The organism is Ruegeria sp. YTSA075, from assembly GCF_059610245.1.
The window spans coordinates 114,634-137,436 of the sequence record NZ_JBXWNG010000009.1; the positions used below are offsets into that span (position 1 = coordinate 114,634).

The 22,803-nt window shown below is 53.2% G+C and carries 25 protein-coding genes; 14 read left to right on the top strand and 11 right to left on the bottom strand.

The features are described 5' to 3' along the window. The first annotated feature begins 14 nt into the window (after positions 1-14). Entirely contained in the window at positions 15-1,511 is a 1,497-nt protein-coding gene (gene amaB / locus AC2FGE_RS15855) for an L-piperidine-6-carboxylate dehydrogenase (protein ID WP_496820240.1), read from the top strand. 36 nt (positions 1,512-1,547) lie between these two features. Here amaB and AC2FGE_RS15860 read toward each other — a convergent pair whose 3' ends face one another. After that, the gene (locus AC2FGE_RS15860) at positions 1,548-3,125 is read right to left on the bottom strand and encodes a DUF5928 domain-containing protein (RefSeq protein WP_496820206.1); all 1,578 of its coding nucleotides are present in this window, start codon (positions 3,123-3,125) and stop codon (positions 1,548-1,550) included. A 141-nt stretch (positions 3,126-3,266) separates the two neighbouring features. Here AC2FGE_RS15860 and AC2FGE_RS15865 point away from each other — a divergent pair, with 141 nt between their 5' ends. Further along, positions 3,267-4,085 (top strand): sulfotransferase family protein, encoded by an 819-nt coding sequence (locus tag AC2FGE_RS15865; protein WP_496820208.1) that lies wholly within the window; start codon positions 3,267-3,269, stop codon positions 4,083-4,085. Positions 4,086-4,734: 649 nt separating this feature from the next. Here AC2FGE_RS15865 and AC2FGE_RS15870 read toward each other — a convergent pair. Next, positions 4,735-5,607, bottom strand: coding sequence for a bile acid:sodium symporter family protein (locus AC2FGE_RS15870; protein WP_496820209.1), 873 nt, complete (start codon positions 5,605-5,607; stop codon positions 4,735-4,737). 195 nt (positions 5,608-5,802) lie between these two features. Here AC2FGE_RS15870 and AC2FGE_RS15875 point away from each other — a divergent pair, with 195 nt between their 5' ends. The 4 genes from AC2FGE_RS15875 (at position 5,803) to AC2FGE_RS15890 (ending at position 9,082) form a co-directional block, all read left to right on the top strand. Beyond that, entirely contained in the window at positions 5,803-6,813 is a 1,011-nt protein-coding gene (locus AC2FGE_RS15875; protein WP_496820210.1) for a helix-turn-helix transcriptional regulator, read from the top strand. Positions 6,814-6,974: 161 nt separating this feature from the next. Beyond that, positions 6,975-7,841: a cysteine hydrolase family protein gene (locus AC2FGE_RS15880; protein ID WP_496820212.1), complete on the top strand. Its 867-nt coding sequence runs from the start codon at positions 6,975-6,977 to the stop codon at positions 7,839-7,841. Positions 7,842-7,889: 48 nt separating this feature from the next. Beyond that, positions 7,890-8,375, top strand: coding sequence for a YHS domain-containing (seleno)protein (locus tag AC2FGE_RS15885; RefSeq protein WP_496820213.1), 486 nt, complete (start codon positions 7,890-7,892; stop codon positions 8,373-8,375). Positions 8,376-8,512: 137 nt separating this feature from the next. Next, positions 8,513-9,082 carry a carboxymuconolactone decarboxylase family protein gene (locus AC2FGE_RS15890; RefSeq protein ID WP_496820215.1) on the top strand — a complete coding sequence of 190 codons (570 nt, stop codon included), beginning with the start codon at positions 8,513-8,515 and terminating at the stop codon, positions 9,080-9,082. A gap of 30 nt (positions 9,083-9,112) precedes the next feature. Here AC2FGE_RS15890 and AC2FGE_RS15895 read toward each other — a convergent pair whose 3' ends face one another. Beyond that, on the bottom strand, positions 9,113-10,030 hold the full coding sequence (locus AC2FGE_RS15895) for a LysR family transcriptional regulator (RefSeq protein ID WP_496820241.1): 918 nt from the start codon (positions 10,028-10,030) through the stop codon (positions 9,113-9,115). Positions 10,031-10,148: 118 nt separating this feature from the next. Between AC2FGE_RS15895 and AC2FGE_RS15900 the strand changes: the two genes are divergently transcribed. From AC2FGE_RS15900 to AC2FGE_RS15910, 3 genes are read left to right on the top strand one after another with little or no spacing between them, the layout of a single operon-like run. Next, positions 10,149-10,775, top strand: coding sequence for a pyridoxamine 5'-phosphate oxidase family protein (locus tag AC2FGE_RS15900; protein ID WP_496820216.1), 627 nt, complete (start codon positions 10,149-10,151; stop codon positions 10,773-10,775). A gap of 59 nt (positions 10,776-10,834) precedes the next feature. Next, positions 10,835-11,815 (top strand): alpha/beta fold hydrolase, encoded by a 981-nt coding sequence (locus AC2FGE_RS15905; RefSeq protein ID WP_496820218.1) that lies wholly within the window; start codon positions 10,835-10,837, stop codon positions 11,813-11,815. A gap of 55 nt (positions 11,816-11,870) precedes the next feature. Continuing rightward, on the top strand, positions 11,871-12,782 hold the full coding sequence (locus AC2FGE_RS15910; RefSeq protein WP_496820219.1) for a PhzF family phenazine biosynthesis protein: 912 nt from the start codon (positions 11,871-11,873) through the stop codon (positions 12,780-12,782). A gap of 207 nt (positions 12,783-12,989) precedes the next feature. Here the strand turns inward: AC2FGE_RS15910 and AC2FGE_RS15915 are convergent, their stop codons facing one another. The 4 genes from AC2FGE_RS15915 to AC2FGE_RS15930 are packed head-to-tail and all read right to left on the bottom strand — an operon-like array spanning position 12,990 to position 16,914. Next, a complete protein-coding gene (locus tag AC2FGE_RS15915; RefSeq protein ID WP_496820221.1) occupies positions 12,990-13,739 on the bottom strand; it encodes a proteasome-type protease in 750 nt (249 codons plus the stop codon). Between the two features lie 11 nt (positions 13,740-13,750). After that, on the bottom strand, positions 13,751-14,548 hold the full coding sequence (locus AC2FGE_RS15920) for a transglutaminase family protein (protein WP_496820222.1): 798 nt from the start codon (positions 14,546-14,548) through the stop codon (positions 13,751-13,753). A gap of 3 nt (positions 14,549-14,551) precedes the next feature. Next, entirely contained in the window at positions 14,552-15,493 is a 942-nt protein-coding gene (locus AC2FGE_RS15925) for an alpha-E domain-containing protein (RefSeq protein ID WP_496820223.1), read from the bottom strand. Between the two features lie 2 nt (positions 15,494-15,495). Next, entirely contained in the window at positions 15,496-16,914 is a 1,419-nt protein-coding gene (locus AC2FGE_RS15930; protein ID WP_496820224.1) for a circularly permuted type 2 ATP-grasp protein, read from the bottom strand. A gap of 589 nt (positions 16,915-17,503) precedes the next feature. Between AC2FGE_RS15930 and AC2FGE_RS15935 the strand changes: the two genes are divergently transcribed. Genes AC2FGE_RS15935 through AC2FGE_RS15945 form a run of 3 tightly spaced genes read left to right on the top strand, consistent with a single transcriptional unit; the run spans position 17,504 to position 19,689 of the window. Then, complete coding sequence (locus AC2FGE_RS15935) at positions 17,504-18,874, top strand: DUF8370 family protein (protein ID WP_496820225.1); 1,371 nt, start codon at positions 17,504-17,506, stop codon at positions 18,872-18,874. A gap of 9 nt (positions 18,875-18,883) precedes the next feature. Continuing rightward, positions 18,884-19,273, top strand: coding sequence for a hypothetical protein (locus AC2FGE_RS15940; RefSeq protein ID WP_496820226.1), 390 nt, complete (start codon positions 18,884-18,886; stop codon positions 19,271-19,273). Next, positions 19,270-19,689 (top strand): hypothetical protein, encoded by a 420-nt coding sequence (locus AC2FGE_RS15945; protein WP_496820227.1) that lies wholly within the window; start codon positions 19,270-19,272, stop codon positions 19,687-19,689. The genes AC2FGE_RS15940 and AC2FGE_RS15945 overlap by 4 nt, the downstream gene beginning before the upstream one ends. 83 nt (positions 19,690-19,772) lie before the next feature. On the opposite strand, the gene AC2FGE_RS15950 is transcribed toward AC2FGE_RS15945, so the two are convergent. Further along, positions 19,773-20,030, bottom strand: coding sequence for a hypothetical protein (locus AC2FGE_RS15950; protein WP_496820228.1), 258 nt, complete (start codon positions 20,028-20,030; stop codon positions 19,773-19,775). Between the two features lie 86 nt (positions 20,031-20,116). On the opposite strand from AC2FGE_RS15950, the gene AC2FGE_RS15955 reads away from it, so the two are divergent. Next, complete coding sequence (locus AC2FGE_RS15955; RefSeq protein ID WP_496820230.1) at positions 20,117-20,290, top strand: hypothetical protein; 174 nt, start codon at positions 20,117-20,119, stop codon at positions 20,288-20,290. Between the two features lie 72 nt (positions 20,291-20,362). Here AC2FGE_RS15955 and AC2FGE_RS15960 read toward each other — a convergent pair whose 3' ends face one another. From AC2FGE_RS15960 to AC2FGE_RS15970, 3 genes are all read right to left on the bottom strand, one after another. Further along, on the bottom strand, positions 20,363-21,571 hold the full coding sequence (locus AC2FGE_RS15960; RefSeq protein ID WP_496820231.1) for a hypothetical protein: 1,209 nt from the start codon (positions 21,569-21,571) through the stop codon (positions 20,363-20,365). A gap of 10 nt (positions 21,572-21,581) precedes the next feature. Then, the gene (locus tag AC2FGE_RS15965; RefSeq protein WP_496820232.1) at positions 21,582-21,842 is read right to left on the bottom strand and encodes an acyl carrier protein; all 261 of its coding nucleotides are present in this window, start codon (positions 21,840-21,842) and stop codon (positions 21,582-21,584) included. A gap of 225 nt (positions 21,843-22,067) precedes the next feature. Next, positions 22,068-22,271, bottom strand: a complete 204-nt coding sequence (locus AC2FGE_RS15970; protein WP_496820233.1) for a hypothetical protein — start codon at positions 22,269-22,271, stop codon at positions 22,068-22,070. An 80-nt stretch (positions 22,272-22,351) separates the two neighbouring features. Here AC2FGE_RS15970 and AC2FGE_RS15975 point away from each other — a divergent pair, with 80 nt between their 5' ends. Further along, complete coding sequence (locus tag AC2FGE_RS15975) at positions 22,352-22,771, top strand: hypothetical protein (RefSeq protein ID WP_496820234.1); 420 nt, start codon at positions 22,352-22,354, stop codon at positions 22,769-22,771. Positions 22,772-22,803 lie beyond the last annotated feature (32 nt).

Below are 22,803 nucleotides of genomic sequence, written 5' to 3' on the forward strand. Positions count from 1 at the left end.
TGAAAGATGTTGTGATGACTGCGGAAACCACTCTGGCAAATCTGGACCTGACCACAGCCGACCTGACGGGCGGCACCCTGGCGGTGCGGTCCCCGATTGATGGGCGCGTGTTGGCCGAGGTGCATGAAACCGCCACGTCCGAGATGGAGACCATCTTTGCAAATGCCAAAGCCGCGTTCAAAGCGTGGCGCGTTGTTCCAGCGCCACGTCGAGGGGAATTGATCCGATTGCTGGGTGAGGAGTTGCGTGCCGCCAAGGACGATCTGGGCGCATTAGTCAGTTGGGAAGCGGGCAAGATCACGTCCGAGGGCCTGGGTGAAGTGCAGGAGATGATCGATATCTGCGACTTCGCCGTTGGTCTGTCCCGGCAGCTATATGGCCTGACCATCGCCTCGGAACGCCCCGGCCATCGGATGATGGAAACCTGGCATCCGGCTGGTCCTGTCGGAGTGATCTCGGCCTTCAACTTCCCGGTTGCGGTCTGGTCGTGGAATGCGGCGATTGCGCTGGTGTGCGGCGATCCGGTGATCTGGAAGCCGTCTGAGAAAACGCCCCTGACCGCTATGGCCTGTCAGAAGATTTTTGAGCGCGCACTGGCTCGGTTCGGCGACGCGCCCCGGCATCTGCTTCAAACTCTGATCGGTGGGGCCGACTTGGGTGAGGCGCTTGTCTCCAGCGAAGATGTGCCGGTGATCTCGGCGACCGGTTCGACCCGTATGGGCCGCGCGGTTGCGCCCATCGTGGCGGCGCGGTTCGGCAAATGCATTCTGGAACTGGGCGGCAACAATGCAATGATCGTAGGTCCCTCGGCGGATCTGGAGATGGCAGTGCGGGCGATTGTGTTCTCGGCGGTTGGAACCGCGGGGCAACGATGCACGTCGCTACGCCGGTTGATTGTGCACAACTCGATCAAGGACGAACTGCTAGAACGGCTTAAGAAGGCCTATGCGGGTCTGCCCATCGGCAATCCGCTGGCCGAAAGCACCTTGGTCGGACCGTTGGTGGACGAGGCCTCTGGCGCTGCGATGACCGCCGCGCTCAAAGCGGCTGAGGCCGAGGGTGGTACTGTCTTTGGCGGGCAGCGTGTCACCGAAGGCATGCCGAACGGCGTTTACATGGAACCCGCCATTGTCGAGATGCCGGATCAGACAGCAACGGTGAAGACCGAAACCTTTGCGCCAATCCTTTATGTCATGGGATATGAAACGTTCGACGAGGCGTTGGAGTTGCAGAATGATGTCCCGCAGGGCCTGTCCTCATGCGTGTTCACTTTGAATATGCGCGAGGCAGAGCAGTTCCTGACAGCCGCCGGATCGGATTGCGGCATTGCCAACGTCAATATCGGTCCTTCGGGTGCCGAAATCGGGGGCGCGTTCGGGGGCGAAAAGGAAACCGGCGGCGGGCGCGAAAGCGGATCAGATGCCTGGAAAGCCTATATGCGCCGCCAGACCAACACCATAAACTACTCGGCAGAGTTGCCTCTGGCGCAGGGTGTGAAGTTCGACATCTGACTGATCGCTCCGGCGGCGCAGCGGTTTCGCCGGAGCTTAGTCCGAGAACAGATAGTCCAGCTGCATAATGGATTGCGCCTTGTCGGACCCGACGCCAAGGAACTGCGCAATCGCGGCTTCGTTCTCGGCCCGATCCGCGCTTTCGCGCAGACGCAGATACCCATCCAGTCCGGCCTGACGGATTTGTTCGGATTCGTAAGCCAGATCATTCCGTATCGTCGGCAACAGGCGCGAGACCGTTTGGTCCGGGCTGTTCTGACCTGCCAGTCCCACACGCCTTGCGTGACCGATCAGATACTCGTCGGAATAGTCGCATTCGATCTCGAGCACATGTGTCCGGGCCGCATCGCTGCAGAAATCCTGAATGACGTCCAGATTGGCGGGATCCAGGCACAAAACCAGCTGATTTGATCCGAAATGTGCGAACAGCATTCGCACAACCGCACGCCGGTGGCGCGAGCGTTTGTTCAGCGTCGTTTCGATCCCACCCAGATCGGGCAGTGGTGTATCCTGTTCACTGAACAGATACTCGACACATGGTATATTCGTCTCAGACGCGATCTGATCGACCAGCCGTTTGGCCACGTGCCATTTCTTGCAGACAACAAGAAATAACTCTCGCTCTGGGCCCAAGGTATTCCCGGCTTCCCAGAACCGTTTTCCAAACCGGCGACCAACGCGCCCGCGCCCGGTCAGGAAGGCATAGAGATTGCGCCCCTCATCCGAGATCGGGAAGTCGACACCGGTGCTAGCATAAAGCGCACCCAGCCGTTCCTTAAGTTCATGCGCTTCGGGGCTGATCTTGCGGGCGAACAGATAGTTCTGGCCCAACAGCATGTCGAAGTGATCATTGTAGAACGTCACCGGCATCCCATAATCGGAAAACATCAGGAAGGTTGGCGTGCGGTTTTCAATCTCACCCTTCGGGATAAGATGGCGAACAAGGGTCTGAAAGAACGTCTCATCCGGGATCCAGGTTGTTGAAAAGAAGCGGATCACATCGCGGCGTTTTTTAAGAAACTCCAGGATCATCTCAACCGTGCGGCGGCGCAGGCACCACCATTGGCTGCCGATCATGATCTGCAGGTCTTCGGGGATGTCGCGCGTCAGCTTGAATCGTTTTTGCAGCTCGAAGGCGGCATAAAAGCGTTTGGATTGGGTACGCTCATTGAAATAGTGACGGTAGATCAGACGGTCCTCTTTCATCCCGGTCTTGATCCAATTGCTGGCGAAGAAATCGTGGCTTTCAATGAAGTCCATGTCGCGCTCATCGAGAAAGCGATGCGTATACTCCGCCGTTTTGATCGCCATGCAATCGCCCGACAGCATATAAAAATGCGTGGCGCGCGGGAAGGCGTCAACGGCGGCCTGCAACGCGTTCAGGGTCGCCTGAACCAAAGACCATTCGCCCCAGCCGCATTTGATCTGTTTGGTGGCGAAGGTAACATTGGGATTGTCTTTCAGCGCGCTTCGAATGATTTCGTAGTCTGTGTGTAGCGCCCGCGCATCGAAATGGATCGCCATACAGTCGCCAGCGGCGGTTAACTGCTCGGCCTGCGCAATGATGGCCTCAGGGTCTTTGTGACACAGCAGGATATAGGCAATCTTTGCCATATGAGGTCGCAATTCCCGTTTTTGCCCGACTGCACCCGTGATACTGAGGATGAGCGATTGAATAAACAGAATATTTTTGGTTTTTTGATGTCGAAAGCTGGCATATCAAGCTGAGAGCAAGCCAGCATAGGAGGCACGCCAATGGGGTTTCCCGGCACCTGGATGACCGAGAGCGAAAGCATGGTTTACCGTGTGGTGCCGAAATGTGCGTGCTCGACCATTGGTCAGATCATGTATTACTCGGATCATGGCCAGTTTTTTGATGGCGATATCCATGACGCCAAGGATGGCATGCACAAATGGGCTTTTGATCAAAGCCAGGGCATGATCGCGACCAATGTGCGCAACCACGGGTCTTATTCTTTTACCTGCGTGCGCAATCCCTATACCCGCATCCTTAGTTCGTTCTTTGACAAGATCTGCGGCATTCAGCGTAACGGCAAGCGCTATCGGGGCAATCTGGTACCGACGCTGATCTACAATTACGGAATTGAAGTTGGCGGCGATGACGGCAAAGGTGAGTTCGACCAGATTGCCAGCTTCCGCCGATTCCTGCTATTTGCGCGCGACACGATCCGCTGGCGTCGCCCGATGGACCCGGACATTCACTGGTCAGCCATGTCGGGGCACGTGTCGACCTTCATTGTGAATGGCGGTCAGTATGACCGGATTTTCTGGACCGAGGCATTCAATGACGGGATGCAGGGTGTACTGGAGAACGTCGAAACCGCCCATCCGGTGACATTGTCCGAGATTCCGCGGTTCAACGAATCCGAAGGGCATGGGCCAAAACGCGCCCATCCGGTCGAGGACTATTTCGATGATCTGTCGATGCATTTGGTCTATGAAATCTACAAACAGGATTTCGAGCTGTTCAAGTACGATTTCGAGAACCCCGGAAACAAGATGCCCATAGGTGAGATCGATTTGGACGAGGTGCACGCCAAGCTGGGGGATTGAGGCGCATATGGGCCCTCGGTAAAGATGCATATGCTTGGAACATGATTTGTACGAGAGTATCTGCTCCGATCCCATAACGATCAATGCTGCATCGGGTGTTAGTAGCCGCTCTCTTGGTCACGACGAACCATGTGCATCTGATCAGTCAATTCATGATGCCTGTATCTTTTTGGTGGCATCATATAATCTCAGACAGTCCTTGATCAGGGGTGATTTAGGGGGGGTCAGATGCAACGCTTACGTTATGGGTCTGACGAGTTGAAGACGTTAGGCAATTGATCGGGGGGATCAATTGAGGTCTGAACGGGGTGTTATGATGTTTTTCCGACACTGGTTGCGGGAGGGCGCAACCACCGTTGCCGAACGCAATTGAAATGTCAGGTATAGGCAATGAAACCGACATACACAAAATACTACTAAACTTCTGTTGAGCGGACAAAACTGACCTTGGAGTCTACACCTTCGCTGACGCAGGATCCACCGCACTGGCAGCAACAGTTTTTCCCTTCAACAGGGAATATCGCCAAAGCGGCCGTTCCACAGAGGGCTTGGGAGCTCCTTGATCGCTCTTTGACCAGATGGCGCTCCAGCATGGAAACTAGGGGACTTGGCCCAACCCATAACCGGAGCTGGCAAATAGGCGTCAGGATCATAAAATTGGGCTTCTTCGCGCAAGGAAAGCGAACACAGGCAACATTGTTACGATCCAGACCACGCTATAAATTGCGGATGGGATGGCATATTCGCTTAACCCATTGGTGTTAGGCAACAGCAAGGTGGCAATTGCGATCCCCAAAGCTCCGTTTTGAACGCCGGTCTCAATTGAAATCGTCTTCGCCTCGATGTCTGTGCATCCGAGCATCCGTGAACTCGCGATGCCAATAAACGTGAGTGACGCAACTAAAACAAAAAGGGCGGGTCCAATCCTAAGGTAGTTATCCGCGACCACCACCCAGTTTGAAATGATCGCGCCTCCGATGACTACCGCAAAAAGTAGCATGGAGACCTTGCTAAAGATTGGTTCGACAGCGGCTACAATTCGCGGCGCCAATGACCGCGCGATCACCCCGACTAGGATCGGTGAAGCTGTCAAAAAAAACATTGCTAAAGCCGTCGACGAAATGTCGATAGCGGGCGCAGTTGCCCCCATGAACATCTGCATCGAAAACCCCAGGATAAGCGGTACGGTAACGACACAAGTCAGACTGAAGACTGCTGTAAGAGTAACGGACAAAGCGACATCCCAATTCGAAAGCTTGGTCACGATGTTACTGATCGCCCCGCCCGGACAGGCTGCCAAAATCATGATGCCAACGGCTGTCTTGGCAGAAATCCCAAAGACAAAGATCACCATCAAAGCGATGCAAGGCAACAAAATGATCTGATTGAGAGCGCCGACACAAAAGGCACGTGGACGTCGTCCGATGCGTTGAAAGTCAGCCGCTGTCAGTCCGAGGCCAAGGCAGAACATGATTGCAACAACTGCAAGCGGCAGCAGCACAGATATGAAAACTTCGCCCATTTGCTTTGACCTCGGTGTCTGCATGCTTCTCACACGCAATCGGAAGATATCGTTTCGCAAATCCGATGACGAGGTTTATCAGTTTGGCGCAATTATCCTCAAGCGCCCGAAGATCGAGGCTGTCTTTATTTATTATACCTATCACAGGGTTGGACGATCTGGCGTGAAAGAGCTTTCCAGTGCTAATCTCACTGTATGGCAAGTGTATCTTACGCATTCGCCCGCGCGATGGCCAACGCCGCCGGGATGACGCTGAACGACGATGGCGCCCTGATTTCGAATGGCGCTGTCGTGCTGCGTTTACCAGAAGCTCAGGACGGCCAATTGGCGGATGATGCGTATTTCGATCTGATCGATTGGATTCGTGCGCGACAAGCGGACGAGGCCGCATTGGTTGAGGCCTATGCGAACGCGATTGCGACCGATGATCTCGGCGTACTTGGCTTGGCCGTAAAGACAGCACCGACCTTGAGGCAATCTTTGCAGCGGATCGAACGTTACTTTCGTCTCGTTACGGATACCGCAGTCTACAGACTTGATGAAACCGGCGATCCGGCTCTTTGGATTTTCGAAGGACAAACACCACATCGCGCCGCCTTGGAGTTGCGCAACGAATGCGCGCTTGCCGCCTTTGCACGGAATATGCATCGGTTTGTGGGTACTGGATTGTCGCTCGAATATGTCGCGTTCAAACATGCGTGCCGACAAGAGCCTGAACGTTATGCCGAGCATTTTGGTTGTCCGGTGCAATTTGGTACTGACCATAACGCCATCGCGATGCGCCCTGCTATGCTCGAATGCGTAAATCGTCTTGGCGATCCGGGCTTGTCAGATTTCATGACGAAACATCTGGATGAGGAATTCAATTCTCTGGATGATGATATGTCACTGAGCAACGTACTTGTTCATCGACTTACGCCAGCCCTGAGTAACGGCGCACCGCAGGCGGCGCATGTCGCCCAAGAGATGGGAATGAGCGAGCGCACTCTTTACCGCAGGTTGGCCGAAGAAGGGCTGACCTATCGCGACGTTCTTGGTCAGGCACAAGTTGCACTCGCTCGTGACCTGCTCCGTGACGGTAAGGCTTCCATAGCCGAGATCGCCTTTATGACCGGGTTTTCGGAACAGAGCACGTTCAGCCGCGCCTTCAAACGTTGGGTCGGACAGGCTCCCGCTCGTTTCCGACAGCAAGCGACCTCCGACTAGGCACATACCTCAAGACCACATGGCAGGTTCGGCCAAAACCTTGGCAGGGCGGGCCGATACCTAGGTCAATGTGGTGCCTAACTTCTTCTTTGTCAGATCCACTTGGGGCGCTGCCGAGTAAGGCAGACCGCTTTGCCCCTCTCAGACAAAGGAAATTTGCAATGAGCAATCATGACCACAAACATGGAGCCAGCTGCGCTTGCGACGTCACGCCCGAACGCGTTGATATGGTGCGCCGCCGCCTCCTGACGCAAGCCGCCGGGGCGGCCGCGGCAGGTACAACAATAGTGGCTGGCGGGCAGGCCCTTGCCGCGACCGACGATGCACGCGCCTACTATGCTGACCCGGAAAATCCAGGCCTTCCCCAAATCGACATGACCATCGAGCCGGGGCGTACTGCGCTTGTGGTTACGGACCCCCAGATTGATTTTTTGTCAGAGGACGGTGTGACGTGGGGCGTCGTTGGCGAAAGCGTGACCGAACAGGGCACCGTCGACAATATCGAACGGCTTTTCATTGCCGCCAAGGCTGCGGGGATGCCGGTCTTCATCTCGCCCCACTATTACTACCCACATGACCACAAGTGGGAGTTCGAGGGCACTCTGGAAGCCACGATGCACAGCATCGGCATGTTTGACCGCCTGGGACCGCTCAATTTGGACAACTTCGAGGGCTCAGGTGCCGACTGGATGCCGCAATACAAGAAGTACATCGAGGATGGCGAAACCATCATTTGCTCGCCACACAAGGTTTACAGCCCTGCTCAGAATGACCTGAACTTGCAATTGCGCAAACGCAAGATCGACAAGGTGATCCTTGCGGGGATGTCGGCGAACCTGTGTACGCAGGCGCATCTCTACGAGCTGCTGGAGCTTGGCTACGAAGTTGCTGTCGTTCGCGATGCCACGGCCGGGGCCAAGGTGCCTGAAGGTGACGGGTATCTCGCAGCCATCATCAACTTCCGAATGGTCGCCAACGGCGTCTGGTGGACTGACGACGCGGTTGAGCGCATTGGCCAATCGGCCTGATTCAAACCGATCTTTCAAATTGATCCTGACATCCTGAAAGGACATATCATGACACGCATCTTTACATTTCCCGCGCTTACAACAGCGTTGACTCTCGCCCTGGCAGCGGCGGCATTGGCTGACGATGAATACAACGTTTCGAACAGTCTTACTTTGACCGGCCACCCCCTCGGCATGCACGGCGTCGATCCTATGTCGATGTTTGAAGCCGAGAATCCAGAGATGGGCAACGCCACTTACACGTCAACCCATGATGGTGTGGACTACTATTTTGCGTCGCAGGCGGCGCAAGCTACATTTGAAGCGGATCCGACGGCACATCTGCCTCAATTCGGCGGGTTCTGCGCCTTTGGCGTCTATGTAGGCAAGAAGCTTGATGGCGATGTTCGGTATGCCGATATCGTGGACGACAAGCTCTATCTCTTTGTGAATGAGGACATCTTCAAGAAGTACCTTGAGGACAAAGAGACCGTGATCCAAGGCGCCCATGCCAAGTGGGCAGACATCCACCACACGCCTGTCGGCAGCCTATGATTGAGGAATTTGGTGGCTTTTGCCGGTCGGAGCCACCGCTGCCTCGCCCCTCCCCAAAAGACCGGCATTTCTCCAAGACGCGCCGTCCGCAATGACAATTCGCGTGCGTCGAAAACTCTTCCCAAAGGAAACCAGACATGACTGATTTTGAGACATATACAATCGCCTCAGCCCCTGATGCCGCGAAACCAATTCTGGAAGCATCGCTGAAAGGGTACGGCTTTGTGCCCAACCTTTATGCGGCCATGGCTGAAGCGCCCGCAATTTTGGAAGGCTATACGACACTTTCCAACATCTTTGGAAAGACCAGCCTGTCAGAGACTGAGCGCCAGATCATCCTTATGACCAACAACCGGCTGAACGGGTGCAAGTACTGCATGGCCGCCCATACTACTCTTTCACAGATGGCGGGTGTCCCGGATAACATCATCGCAGCATTGCGCGATGGCAGCCCTATCGCCGACCCCAAGTTGGAAGCACTGCGCAAATTCGTCATCGTGATCAACGAAAGCCGAGGCTGGCCCAGCGACGCACAGGTCGAGGCGTTTCTGACGGCTGGCTATACCCGCCAGACCATGCTGGAAGTCATCCTTGGCACAGCGTTGAAAATCCTGTCGAACTATACGAACCATGTGGCGGAAACGGCTTTGGATGATGCGTTTGTCCCAAATGCATGGACCGCCTCATCCGCGGCGGCGGCTGAATAGCGCGATTTTGCCTAATTGTTGGTCTTGCGCTTAGGCCTGAGTTTGGTTCTGGCCAATAAGGGGATCCGATTTGAGACGTTCGACCGCAAAATCAACAAAAGCGCGTACCTTCGCAGACACGGTTCGACCCTCTTGATGCACAAGATGGATGGGAACCTCGGGTGGCTCATATGACTTCATGACAGTCTTGAGCCGCCCATCTGCAATGTAAGGTGCCACCTGATAAGACAAAAGCCGTCCGATCCCATGACCTTGCAACGCCAACTCAATCACGGCGTCATTAGTATTCATGCTGATGCGTGGGTTCACTCGTTTGGTTATGCTCTTTCTACCGCTTTGAAAATGCCATTGGGCGGATGCATTCAGGGCAGTAGAATTAATGATCGCGTGGCAGGACAAATCATCCGGAGTTTCAGGTTTGCCATGCGATTCAAGGTAAGTCGGCGACGCAAATAGCATCTGTTTTACCGCACCGCACCTAACGGCCATCAAACTGGAATCAGCGAGGTTACCAATTCTGATACCAACGTCGAGACCCTCATCAATCAGATTGACTACGCGGTCCACATAAAGCGTGCGTGCCGATAGCTTCGGATAAAGATCCAGAAATTCGCCCAGAAGCCGGGTGATGAACATGCGACCAAACAAGACCGATGCGGTGACACTTAGTTCCCCGGTTGGTTCGGCATAGGAACCGACAGCGGCGCGCTCGGCCTCTTCAAGGTCAGCCAAAATACGTCTAGCATCCTCAAAGAACCTTTGACCACTATCAGTCAGCATCACCGAACGCGTGGTGCGCACAAAAAGACGGATCCCCAGGCTGTCCTCAAGCATGGAAACCATTCGGGTCACTGTTGGCGGTGACATGTTGAGGTGGCGGGCCGCCGCGGCAAAACCTTTCAACTCGGCCACCTTCACAAAGACGTTTAGCGCGTGAAATCTGTCCACAGCATTATTCCACTTTTTAGAATAATATATTGCCAAGTATCTGAATTCCGCAACATAGAAGCTCTGATTAACTTCACCTCAGTCCCAGGGCATCGCCCAGACCGAGATGGAGAATTCAATGGCACGACCCTTTGCAGAGATCAGCTTCACGCCTTCCGTGCGCGAAACGCAGGCCAAAAATGGTTCAGCGAACGGTTACGCGAAGTTTCTGGAAGGCACCCGTCACGAGGACCTGATCAGCCCGATTGAGGCCAGCTTCATCGCGCAAAGGGACGGCTTCTATCAGGCCACGGTCTCAGAAACCGGCTGGCCTTATGTGCAATTCCGCGGCGGTCCAGCGGGTTTTCTGAAAGTGTTGGATGAACGGACACTTGCCTACGCCGATTTCCGCGGCAACCGGCAGTATCTCAGCTCTGGGAATCTGCTGGGCAATGACCGCATCTCGCTGATCCTGATGGACTACCCCAATCAGAAGCGTCTCAAGATCTGGGGTCGAGCAACTGTCATTGATGCCGAGGCCGATCCGGCGCTGATGCAACGCCTGAGAGCGCCGGGCTATCGCGCTCACCCGGAGCGGGCGGTTGTGATCAAGCTTGAAGCGATGGACTGGAACTGCCCACAGCACATCCCCCAACGCCTGACCTTTGAAGAGTTTGAAGATTATCTGGCCCCGTTTCGCACTGAGCTGGCAGCGCTGAAAGCACGAAACGCAAGGCTCGAAGCGTCGCTCGGACAGCAAAATTGACCCTTGTCAATCCTGGCGTGTTCAGACGCGCCCCCGTAACCCAATGAAAGGAAATACCCATGTCGCGCAATTTGAAATCCATCCTGAGCGCCAGCATTCTCGCGCTTTCAATCGCTGCACCAATTGCACCAGCTCCTGCAATCGCAGCAGGGACCGAAATTGAGGCCACGCGGGCCGTCTATTTCCGCACCGAACAAATCGACGAAGTCAGTATCGCTTATCGTGAGGCCGGAGATCCGAGCAGGCCTACCGTCCTGCTGCTTCATGGCTTTCCGACTTCCTCGCATATGTTCCGTAACCTTATCCCGGAACTGGCCAAGAACTACCACGTGATCGCGCCCGATTTCCCCGGATTTGGCGCGTCGGACATGCCGATGGCCGAAAACTTCGAGTATTCCTTCGCAAATATCTCTGGAATGATGACATCGCTGCTCGACCGTAAGGGTATCGATCAATACGCGGTCTATCTGATGGATTACGGTGCCCCGGTTGGTTTCCGTATGTTTGCGGAACAGCCCGAACGGGTCACTGGCTTCATCATTCAAAACGGGAATGCCTATGAGGAAGGGCTGCGCGAGTTCTGGGATCCAATCAAAACCTATTGGGCTGAGCCATCGCAAGAGAACGGTGACCAACTTCGGGGATTCCTCACTCTGGATGCTACCAAATGGCAGTTCACCCACGGAGTTCAAAAACCCGAATTGATCAGTCCGGATAACTATTGGCACGTCCAATACCTGCTCGACCGCGAAGGCAATCAAGAGGTGCAACTCGAACTCTTCCTGGATTACGGCACCAACGTTGCAGAGTACCCAAAATGGCAAGCGCTGTTTCGCGAGCATCAACCCCCGGCACTGCTGATGTGGGGGAAAAATGATCACATCTTTCCGGCCGAAGGTGCCTATCCCTATCAACGCGATCTGAATGATCTCGAGTTTCATCTGCTCGATACGGGACACTTTGCACTCGAAGAGTATGGGCCCGAGATTGCAGCGCAGATGACCGCCTTTCTGAACCGCATCACCACCGCTAGCAACTGACGTGGAACTGGCCGCACCGCGCTCAAAGGTGCGGCCTCACGCATGGAGTAAGTCAATGAATACGCAAACAAATACTGCCGTAGAGGTAACAGTGGAAATCGTACACGGCTTTGTCGACGGTGGCGCCGGAGGAAATCCCGCAGGCGTCGTCCTGGACGCTGATGAATTGAGCGAACAGGATATGCAAGCTGTTGCGGCAAGGGTTGGATTGTCCGAAACGGCCTTTGTCTCTCGATCTGAGACTGAAGGCTTCAAACTTGATTTCTTCACACCAAACCGGCGCATTGCTCATTGCGGTCACGCGACAATCGCCGCCTTCTCGCGCCTTGATGCGCTAGGCCGGATTCCTAATCCCAACACCTCGAAGGAGACGGTTGATGGGCCGAGGCGCATACTCATGAAAGAAGGTGCCGCCTATATGGAACAACTAGCGCCAAAATACGCGATACCAGAGGAATGGGCGGAAAAGGGTGTAAGCATCGACGATGTACTGAACTCCCTTGGGATCAGCAGACATCAACTTGATCAGGAGATCCCACCGGTTTTGGTCAATACCGGCAACAGTTTCATTGTTATCGGCCTCGCTGATGCCGAAGGTCTTGCCAAGGTGAAACCAGATTTCGCCAAAATCACACAAATCAGCGAACAACTGGATCTGATCGGCTATTATGTCTTTACAACAGACCCATCAGCGACCAATCGAGACGCGACAACCCGCATGTTTGCGCCCAGATATGCGATTGAAGAAGAAGCCGCGACGGGGATGGCTGCGGGGCCTTTAGCGTGTGTATTGCACGACTTTGTCGGATCATCTCAACGATCATTTCAAATCGAACAAGGGGTGTTTATGAACCCGGCGAGTCCGAGCCTGATAAAAATCGATCTGGAAATCGATAATGGAACAATCTCTGGCCTCATGGCAGGTGGTTTCGGCCGGGTCATGTGCTCGCGTCGAATTGTTTTCTAGCGTGGCGCTCGCGGCGAATGGCGGGCTGCACCGCAGCAACGACGCCCATCGGGCGACGTCCGAATTGGGCCGTCCGCTGAATTTTGCAAAGTCCGCTGTCTGCGCATTGATGTCATTGGGGCTTCGCGCAGCATCGGTCTATGTGGGCTCAACGCAGTCTTTCGCTGCAACAGGCTTGAATGAGTGCTTTGCGGACAAAGCGGACGCTCAATCGTTTGATTTTCGCCCCGATCTGTATTCTGGAAGTTTGGCCAAGGCCGATTTCAACGCGTCACCCCATCCATCGGAAACACTGCGAAAGTACTGGTCGTCAGCTTCGAATCTTGACCGCGTACCGCCGTCAAGGCTGTCTTCATCGTAGAGAAGCACGTCAAGCGGAGCCCCGACCGACAGATTGGCCTTAATCGTGGAGTCAAAACTGACCAGCAGGAGTTTAACGGTTTCTGGGAAGCTCATTTCTGGATCATAGGCGCGCACCAGAATCGGGCGGCCGTATTTTGTCTCTCCGATCTGAAAGAACGGTGTGTCATCACCGGCCTCGATGAAGTTGCCTTCAGGGTAGATCAGAAACAGGCGTGACGGGCCGCCTTTGATCTGACCTCCAACAATGAGTGTCGCGTGAAAGGCGCTATCGGCTTGCTGACCGGACCGGGCGTGCTCTTCAATGACATCGTTTAATGTTGCCGCGACCAGTTGCGCGACTTGAAACATTGTCGGCGCTTCTAAGATTGATGGCGAACGATCTGCGGGTGCTTTCGTACGCTCTTCCAAAAGGCTTATCGTGGCCTGAGTCGTGGCCAGGTTTCCGGCCGTTAGGATTGTGATCGACCGGTCCCCTTCGACTGTCCAGTTGAACATCTTGTTGAAGGTCGAAACATTGTCCACGCCTGCATTCGTGCGCGTATCGGACATGAACACCAGCCCGCGATTCAGCCGCATGCCCACAGCATAGGTCATCAAATTCTCCGTTACTGCTGTGCGACTTGCAACTGCACTGTCAATTGCTCGCCCGCTGTCCCAATTCTATTCCCTATTACCGGTGCGGCTTGGGCATAGTCCAGCCCGGTTGCGACGCGTACGTATCGATCGTCAGGTGAAATCCCATTTGAAACGTCAAACCCCACCCAGCCAAGCCCGTCCAAATGCACTTCGGCCCAGGCATGGGTCGCGTCCTGCAACTCCGTTTCGTTCATCATCAAATAGCCCGAAACGTAGCGTGCTGGCACTCCGAGCTGTCGCGCGCAGGTAATGAAAATGTGCGCGTGGTCCTGACACACGCCGCGCTCGGCTTTGAGGGCATCTTCTGCGCTCCAGCCCGGGTGTGAACTTCCAATTTCGTAAGAGACCTGAGCTCGAACTTTCTCGGACAGAGCATGCATCTGTTCCAGCGGTTCGCCGTTGGGCAATGCGCTTATCAGCTCTGCAACTCCTTTCCCCGGCGATGTCTGCGGAGTGCTTCTTTTGAACAGCCACAAGGGCGTCGACCCTTCGTGACGCCCCAGAACACCGTGCGTGTCTTTCACTTCAACAGCGCCTTCGGAGATCAACGAGATGCTTTGAGTGTTTGCTTCGAAACTGATCAATTCCACCGTGTTGCGGTGGTAGTCTTCAAATGTCAGCTCTTTATGTCCGCCGGTGACCTGGGTGCTCCAACTCACAATGCTCTGGTTTCGAAATGACTTTGGTGTTTTCCGCAGCTGTTGCAGGCCGAAGGGAACCGGCGCGTCGAAATCGTATCGTGTCTCGTGTCGAATGTGCAGTTTCATTGGCTACTCGTAGAACCTGTAATCAATCTCAATCTGACGGCTCAAATTGCCGAGATCGGTCAGAAAATCCTGAATGTACTCATGCAGACCGAATTCAAAGATATCCGAGATTTTCTGATCCAGATATTTCTCGTAGAGAGCATTTGATGCCTCGCACGAAGGCCCGGCAAAGCCGTAGTCTTTCTTCAGGTAGGACAGGTTTTCCTGAATCTTTCTGCAGCAGAAGTGCAAACTGCGAGGCATCCGCTGATCCAGGATCAAAAACTGCGCAATGTCAGACGGCCGCGTTTTCTCACCGTGGGTCATTCGATACCCACCACCAGCGCCGACAGAACGCAGGATGCTTTCCCATTGGATGTTGTCTAGCGACGAGCCGACTGAGAAAGCTGTGGGCAGAAGAACATAGTATTTAACGTCCAGAATGCGCCCGGTATTGTCGGCCCTTTCGACAAACGTTCCGATGCGGGTGAAATCGAAAATGTCGTTGCGCAGCATGGTCCCCAAAGTGGCACCACGGACCAGAGCCGCCTGTTGCCGAATGAGTTCCAAGGTTGCAGGTAAGTCCCGCTCATTCACGCGCCGTTTCATCACCTCATCGATCTGCATCCAGGTGGAGTTCACTGCGCTCCAGACATCATGGGTGAGCGCCGTCCGAACAAGGCGCGCGTTGTCTCGGGCTTGCTTGATGACCGACTTGATCGAGGATGTGTTATCAGCGTCACGCAGCACCCAATCGACTGCATTGTCTTTTGAAATCTCTTCGTACTTGGCGTGGTACCCATCCAGAACCCCGGCCGTTTTCAGAACCGAACCCCATTCCTCGGCAGAATTCTTAGTACGGGTCAATGCCATTCTCTGACCTGTTTCAAGCAACCTCGTCGTATTTTCCGCTCGCTCAAGATACCGGGACATCCAGAACAACCCGCCAGCAGTTTTTCCCAGCATGGTCAGTCCTCCAGAACCCAGGTGTCTTTGGTCCCGCCACCCTGGCTTGAATTCACGACGAGAGACCCCTTCTTAAGCGCCACACGGGTCAAACCGCCAGGCGTGATTTTGATCCCTTCGGGCGACACCAAAACGAACGGCCTTAGGTCAACATGTCTGGGCTCAAGTCCCGAGCGCGCAAAGATCGGAACCGTCGAAAGCGACAGAGTTGGCTGAGCAATATAGTTCCCGGGCCGCGATTTGAGCTTGTCGCGGAACGCCAAAATCTCTTTCTTGCTGGCGGTTGGTCCGACCAACATTCCGTAGCCGCCAGACCCGTGTACTTCTTTCACAACAAGCTCACACAGGTTGTCCAGCACGTAGGAGAGAGACTCGGGATCACTGCAGCGCCAGGTCGGGACGTTTTGAAGCAAAGGCTTCTCACCCGTGTAGAATTCAACGATTTCAGGCATGTAGGAATAGATCGCCTTATCGTCGGCAATACCGGTCCCAGGCGCGTTGGCAATCGTGATGCCTCCCGCGCGGTAAACGTCCAGAATACCCGGAACGCCCAAGGCGCTATCGGGGTTGAAATTCAGCGGGTCCAGAAAGTCGTCATCTACCCGGCGATAAAGTACGTCGATGGGCTTATAGCCTCTGGTGGTGCGCATGCAAACACGCCCATCGACAACGCGTAGGTCGTGGCCTTCGACCAATTCCACGGCCATCTGATCTGCGAGGAACGCATGTTCGTAGTAGGCCGAGTTATAGATGCCCGGGGTTAATACCGCGACGGTTGGTTCCCCGTCGGCGCAAGCCGGCGCGCATGCAGCAAGAGATCGTCTCAGATTGCGGGGGTAGTCCGAAACATTCCGAACATTAGTCGCGCTGAAGAGCTCGGGGAACATCTTTAGCATCGTTTCCCGGTTCTCCAGCATATAGCTGACCCCAGATGGCGTGCGGGCGTTGTCTTCCAGAACGAAAAACTCGTCCGGTCCGGTTCGCACCAGATCGACCCCGACAATGTGTGTGTAGACCTGACCGGGAGGCGAGACGCCAAGCATCTGCGGCAGGAACGCTTCGTTCCCGGCAATCATCTCGGCCGGCACACGCCCGGCACGCACGATTTCTTGGCGGTGATAGATATCGTGGAGAAAGGCGTTGATTGCCCGAACCCTTTGTTCAATACCGCGTTCCAGCCGCTGCCATTCTCGTGCTGAAATGACACGCGGTACGATATCAAATGGGATTAGGCGTTCCTCAGCCTCGGCTTTTCCATAAACGTTAAAAGTGATACCCGTTAGCCTAAAGACTTCTTCGGCTTCGCGCTGTTTCGCTCTCAATCGTGATACGTCTTCAGCATTGAACCAGCGGCCGATCTCTTCGTATGGACCTCTGAGTGATCCATCGCCGTTGAACATTTCATCAAAATACTTACTCATACTTTAAGTTTCACGCACAAATCAGAATTTTCAAGTCATTCAGGCTTGGCTGGATGCCGCCTCGGGGGGTAGCGTCTAATTTTCAGGCTAACTGGATGATGTGATGACCTAAACAACATGCGTTTTTCGTGTTTCCAGTTGAAATCCCATTCATTGTTTTGCGCTCAACAGTATCTTACTTTGTGCTGCATCTGAACGTCCGGATTGGGCTCCGAGCTGCTGTTCTCTGCGGTTGTCATAATTGACCGCTCGCAGCCCAAAGCAGACCTTTATTACTGAACTGTGCAAATCCCGAGTTGCAGCCAAAACGGCCATCGAATTCACGGCCGTGAAAGGAGAGCTCCCTAAGAACAAACGTATCGGGTTGGCAAAGCATGTACTAGCGTTGCTGTTCAGTGCTTGGGGAAAGCTAACTAGGCTTACTTGGCCAGCCAGAGGATCTAGCACTCCCCCTGTGTGAGTGCCATTGCACTGCATTCTCAATATCTGGTATGGGGGTCAAAAGAACCCCCAGCATTCTGAGAATAGCGCGACCCGAGCGGAAACACGCGCCATTTGTCAGCATAACTTTTGAGGCTCAGGTCAAGAATTGTTAATTCGTCCACGACTTACTGACTACCATGGCATTCATGCCGCTCAAGTCGATCTCGACTTTGCTATTCCGTTTCTGGACGAAGATATTCCACTCTACCTTGATCCTTTTATGCTTTGGCGCTCACCGTCGCAGCAGGATCAATCGCTCCACACCAGCCTCATCAACGCTTTCAACCATTTGGGTCTGCTTGCGTCACAGGGCCGGGAAGCTGAGGCAATCGAAGCGCTGATCATTGCGTCCGAATGCGACGAGGTTGGCCTTGGAACTTCGCTTACAAGAAAGGGAAAGCGGATCAGCGCGGAAAAGGCCAAAGAGGTCATCGCTCTCTTCAAAACGATTCCTCAATACCAACAACATGGGTTTCGCCATTTTGAGGAAATCCAGTTCTTTGTCGAAGGTATTTCAAAGGATCGAATTTCGGATATTAGCTGCAATTTTCTGAAATCCTTCCTCATAGATTTCACGATTGACCAGTGTGAACGGCACGGCATCCCAACTCAGTCGTGCAGTGTGGAACATGTTTACGACTATCGTGCGAACAAGTTTGTCCGCGAGAACAATGTTGCGCTGCCCGTGAACCCGGAAAACAATGATCCGATCATTCTTGTGCCAAAGCGCTGGATGCGTTTTGCACCTTGGATCAACTACGATGAGTACTTCGAGAAGCATTGTCCACAGGATGAGATTTCTCATGACCCCGAGGAGCTTACACGTGTCAAAGTGTTGAGCTACAACCGGCATAACTACGGTGTAGTTGAGCGGTACATTCAGGCAAAAGAACGCAGCTTTGAGGACTGTGAGAACGATCCTCTCTTTTCACAAATACCTGTTACATCTGCAAAACGCGTATTCGCGCAGATCAAAAAGTTACCCACCGGGAAAACTGACGGCGCAGATATCAAATATGAAAACCTTGTGGGGCGTCTTCTTCCGTCGTTGTTATACCCAAAGCTCGATTTTGCGCAGGAACAAGCGCGAACTGATGACGGCGTGTCTATCCGTGATTTGATCTTTTACAACACGCGTTCGACGCCGTTACTGCAAGAGTTAATGGATGACTATGCGTCTCGCCAGATCACGTTTGAAATGAAAAATGTTGCCGCCATCGAACGCACGCATATCGACCAGATCAACCGGTATCTGACTGATGATCTAGGTAAGTTTGGTGTTCTCGTCACTCGTAAGCCTTTGAAAAAGGCAGAAATGACCCGAACCGTTAACCTGTGGGCCGGGCAAAGAAAATCGGTCATTGCTTTGACAGATGCTGACTTGGAGCAAATGGTCGAAGTGTTTGAGAGCAAACAACGCGACCCAATTGATATTGTGAATAAAAAGTACGTCGAATTTCGACGTGCTTGCCCTTAGGAGAATTGTATGGAAACGAGAGAAGATGTCGAACGCTTGGAAAAGCTGACCGGGCAACTACAAGGGATGTATACGGAAATAGGCGCTTTGGCAAAAAAGAGCCCAAATGACTCTGTTAATGCCTTCAAGCTGAAGATGATAAACAAAGTCGTGGAAATGGGGAACGAAGTTCTGGGCGACGGGTATAGACCTTTCGACGAATTTGAGACATTTGACAGTGACGACGCTCCCACGACTAGCGATATTACGATGGTTCTGTCTCAATATTTGGAGGAGGCGGAGCGATTTCGTTCTGATAACGTCGTGCGAAATAGCACTGGTCGATGGTACTATGTGGTCAATGGCGCGATGAGCGACGTTGAGTCTAAACCCCCTACCAGAATCGGGAGAATGAAGTGACTTTTGAAGACGACTATCATTTTCCTTTTGTCACCACCGACGAAATAGTAGACGAATACGAAGCGAGCCATGATGTGTTTGCCTCCTTACTGAGGGAGGTGAAGGAGTTATCGAAGAAGAAGCCTGACGCATCAATGAGCGCTGGCAAAGTAAAGATTGTTAACCGAGTTCTTGAAAACTTGCTGAAAGTTTTGGAAGGGCAACCCGACGCCAAGTATCTTGAGGTTTTGGATGATGATGACCTCCCTCAAGTTAGTGATGCAGTTCTTGTTATGGTTCAATTCGAGTCTGCCTTGGATTCTTTCAAAAGCCGTCACTACGGACGCGTTCCCGGCTATGGGATCACTTGGTTTACAGAAGATCTGATCGCTCAAGCAAAAGCAGAATATGAAGAAGAGTACGGCGGTGACGGGTGAAATGGGTAACATAGGCACCAGAATTAGAGGGTAGCTAGAAACCGCGTGAGCGCCTAGCTCAGCGCGTCTCTGGGCGGTTTGTATCAATACCAACCGCGCAATGTGCTGACCTGTATCGCTCGCGCAGCCAAATATTGCGAGGCGAACGCCGCCACAATCAACCCGATCCCGAAATCGCCGTGACCAGACGCGTTTCGGGATTGGGTGATGATCTGATTTCCCGCTGCCGTTGTCTGGGTTGTGAACGAGGCCAGGTCTTCCTGAATCTCATCGCGCAGAGGCAGGTCATACGCGAATTTCAACTCACCTGATGCAAACAGCACGGCAAGGTTTTCGATCATCAGGGTTTTGGACGCGTTACAATAGCGTCCTTTGATGGTGTAAAGGCCCTGATGGTCGGGGCCTCCTTGATCCAAAGGAGGATAAGATGAATCTCACCGCACGATTTGAAGCAGCAAAACTAAGCGAGAATGAACTGCGCAACCTGCTCCGTGAAGCCTTCAACGCTTTGGCGGCATCGGACGCCGATAGCGCGGAACGTCGCAATGCCCTGGCAACGCTGGAAATTGTGCAGGCTGAACTGGCATCGCGGTCGCCGTGAACTGCCGTGATTGGCTGGACTGATACAAGCCGAAAGATACAGCAAGGTGGCTTCTGGGCTCTTGCAATTGGCTCAGAACCGAAGGCCGAGACCCAAATTTAGTTCATCCACTTTGTCTCGCGAGGACGGAGTCTCGCCATTCTTATATCCAAAATCCAACGAAACATGCCCGGAAGGGCTTAGATTGTAGCTGATCATGGCCTCAAGATATTCCGTGTCCACCCCGGAGTTCAGCACGTCTGTCAAATATTGGTAGTTCGCGCTAAAACTAAAGCGCTCCAGAGGCGATGGCTTTAAAGGTGTGCTGGGCGCGAAGTCAAAGTTCAGGCCAAGTGCAGCCCCTAAGAAAAGAAAATCCTCGTGACTAGTAAACTGGGGCCGACCTGCTGCGTCATTGACATGTTGATATTCTGCCCGCAATTCGGGTCGCCAGCGGTATCTTAAGTTAGAGCCACCAATTCTTCGCGGCACTTCATTGGCAAATTTCTCAAAAAACGGCTGATATTGGACCTGAGCACTGATGACCGAAAGGTCAAAATTAGTGTCTGTAATCCACCCAACATTGGCCCTCAGATATTGCTGATTTAGAATGGCCTTCTGGGCTGAGTTGTCCCAAGCTAACTCTGTCCCTAGGCGGAAAATCAATGAGTCGATTTCATTCGGACCGGGTGTTCCATTGACGTTCTGTTTATCGAATTCCACCCCAGCAACAACAGCCGCGGCATTCAGATTGCGTTTGTCAAAGCTACGCCGCCACGACCAGTAGGCCGCACCGCTTGTTGATATAACCTCCCTGTCTGCTTCGTAGTTACGATTAAAGGAAAAGGTTGCAGGAGAAACTTTGGATAGTCCACCACTGCCTCGTTGAGCACTCAAGACAGAGGCACCTGCAAATTTGCTCTGTAGAATAAACTGCCGTGACCAGGATTTGTCGTTGGCTTTTTTTTCTTCACTCTTGGTGGTGATTTTGACAGGTCTGCCGCCCTCAATGTCATCGTTAAGGTCCGACTGAGCCAAGAAAAAATCAGCGCTTTCCGATATGGAGGTAGAGTGTTTTTTCGCCTCCTGTGGATCAAGTAAACCATTTAGGTTAGCGTCATATTTTTTTAGTGTCGGATCAAGTTGATGTTTTACATACAAATCGACTTCTTTTCCGGGATCTAAGGTTCCATTTTTGTTTAAATCATATTTCTCTTCAATCTCCAGAGGCGCTGCGTGCAAGCTGGGCCCAATCAATACAGCGATAAGCGCTATGGACGGCAAAGGCTTCAAAAAAAACATCTTCTTTCCCTCAGAACTTTTTGTGCGTCATCTTCACTAGATCGCCGACAGTATCTGCTTGAGCCGTTTCATCGGGATCAAGGCCACCCGGAATCGGATCTCCTTCAGCCTCAAATTTGCGCTCCAATCTCGGAGCAAGTCCACGTTTTCCAGTAGCATCATATCCGTATTGATCAGACAGGCTATGGCTGTGGCGGATTTCGCTTTTGGGAGTTCCCGTTTGCTCGGAAATCACATCCTTTACATACGATGATACAGTATTGATATGCATGAAATTACCTTTTGAAACTTGTCTCTTGGCATTGAGACCTAAGAGGTTTTCAATTGATGAAATAAGTCATTAGGAAGTGTGCAGAGTATCTTCTGCTTCTAGTGTTGTGTCAAATGCCTGAAAATGACGGTCAAATCGCGCCCGCCTGACGGCGGGCGCGATTTTTTACTAGAACAATGACATTTGCGCCCCGCTCCAGCCAGTGCACGTTGCCTCATGATCCAGCTATGCGGTGACAAATGAGACTGCCCCGCCATAAGTTTCAACAGTGCCAACCGGAATGAAAAGCGATCTATAGCCTGTTTCGGTGACGGGCAACGGCAGGCGGGGCTGGGTGCACAACTCGATGTGCTCCACGATGCCAAACTCCTCTGGCGTGAAGGTAGTCTCAATTTCGATATTGCGCCATGTGATGTTGTGAGTTTCCATGTCTGTTTTCTCCCTTGATAGGGAACTGCCGCTTACCCGGTGACCTTGTCAAAGACGATGGGATACGCATCGACGGACGTATGAAAGAATTGAACCGAATATTGGATGGTGTCACCGAACGGCCTGCTCTGTTTGAGCCGGGCATGGCTGAACGCTACCGTCACGAGGTGGCTCGTCTGATCGAACTGCTCAACAACGAAAGCCACCGCAGCGAGGCATCGGAGTTGATCCGGTCAATGATCGACTCCATTGTGCTGACACCTGCGAAAGATCGGGATGGCCCGGTTATTGATCTTGTTGGCGATCTGGCAGGGATACTGTCGTTCGCCGCTGAGCGTGACAGTTCTTCTATTGTAGAGGAGTTGTCTGACTTCCACCCAGATGGGTGCGAGGCGTTGGTTGCGGGAGGGGGAACTAAACGCCTCTCACCGTGTTCTGGTGATCAATGCGAAGCGTTGGTTGCGGGGAGAGGATTTGAACCTCTGACCTTCAGGTTATGAGCCTGACGAGCTACCGGACTGCTCCACCCCGC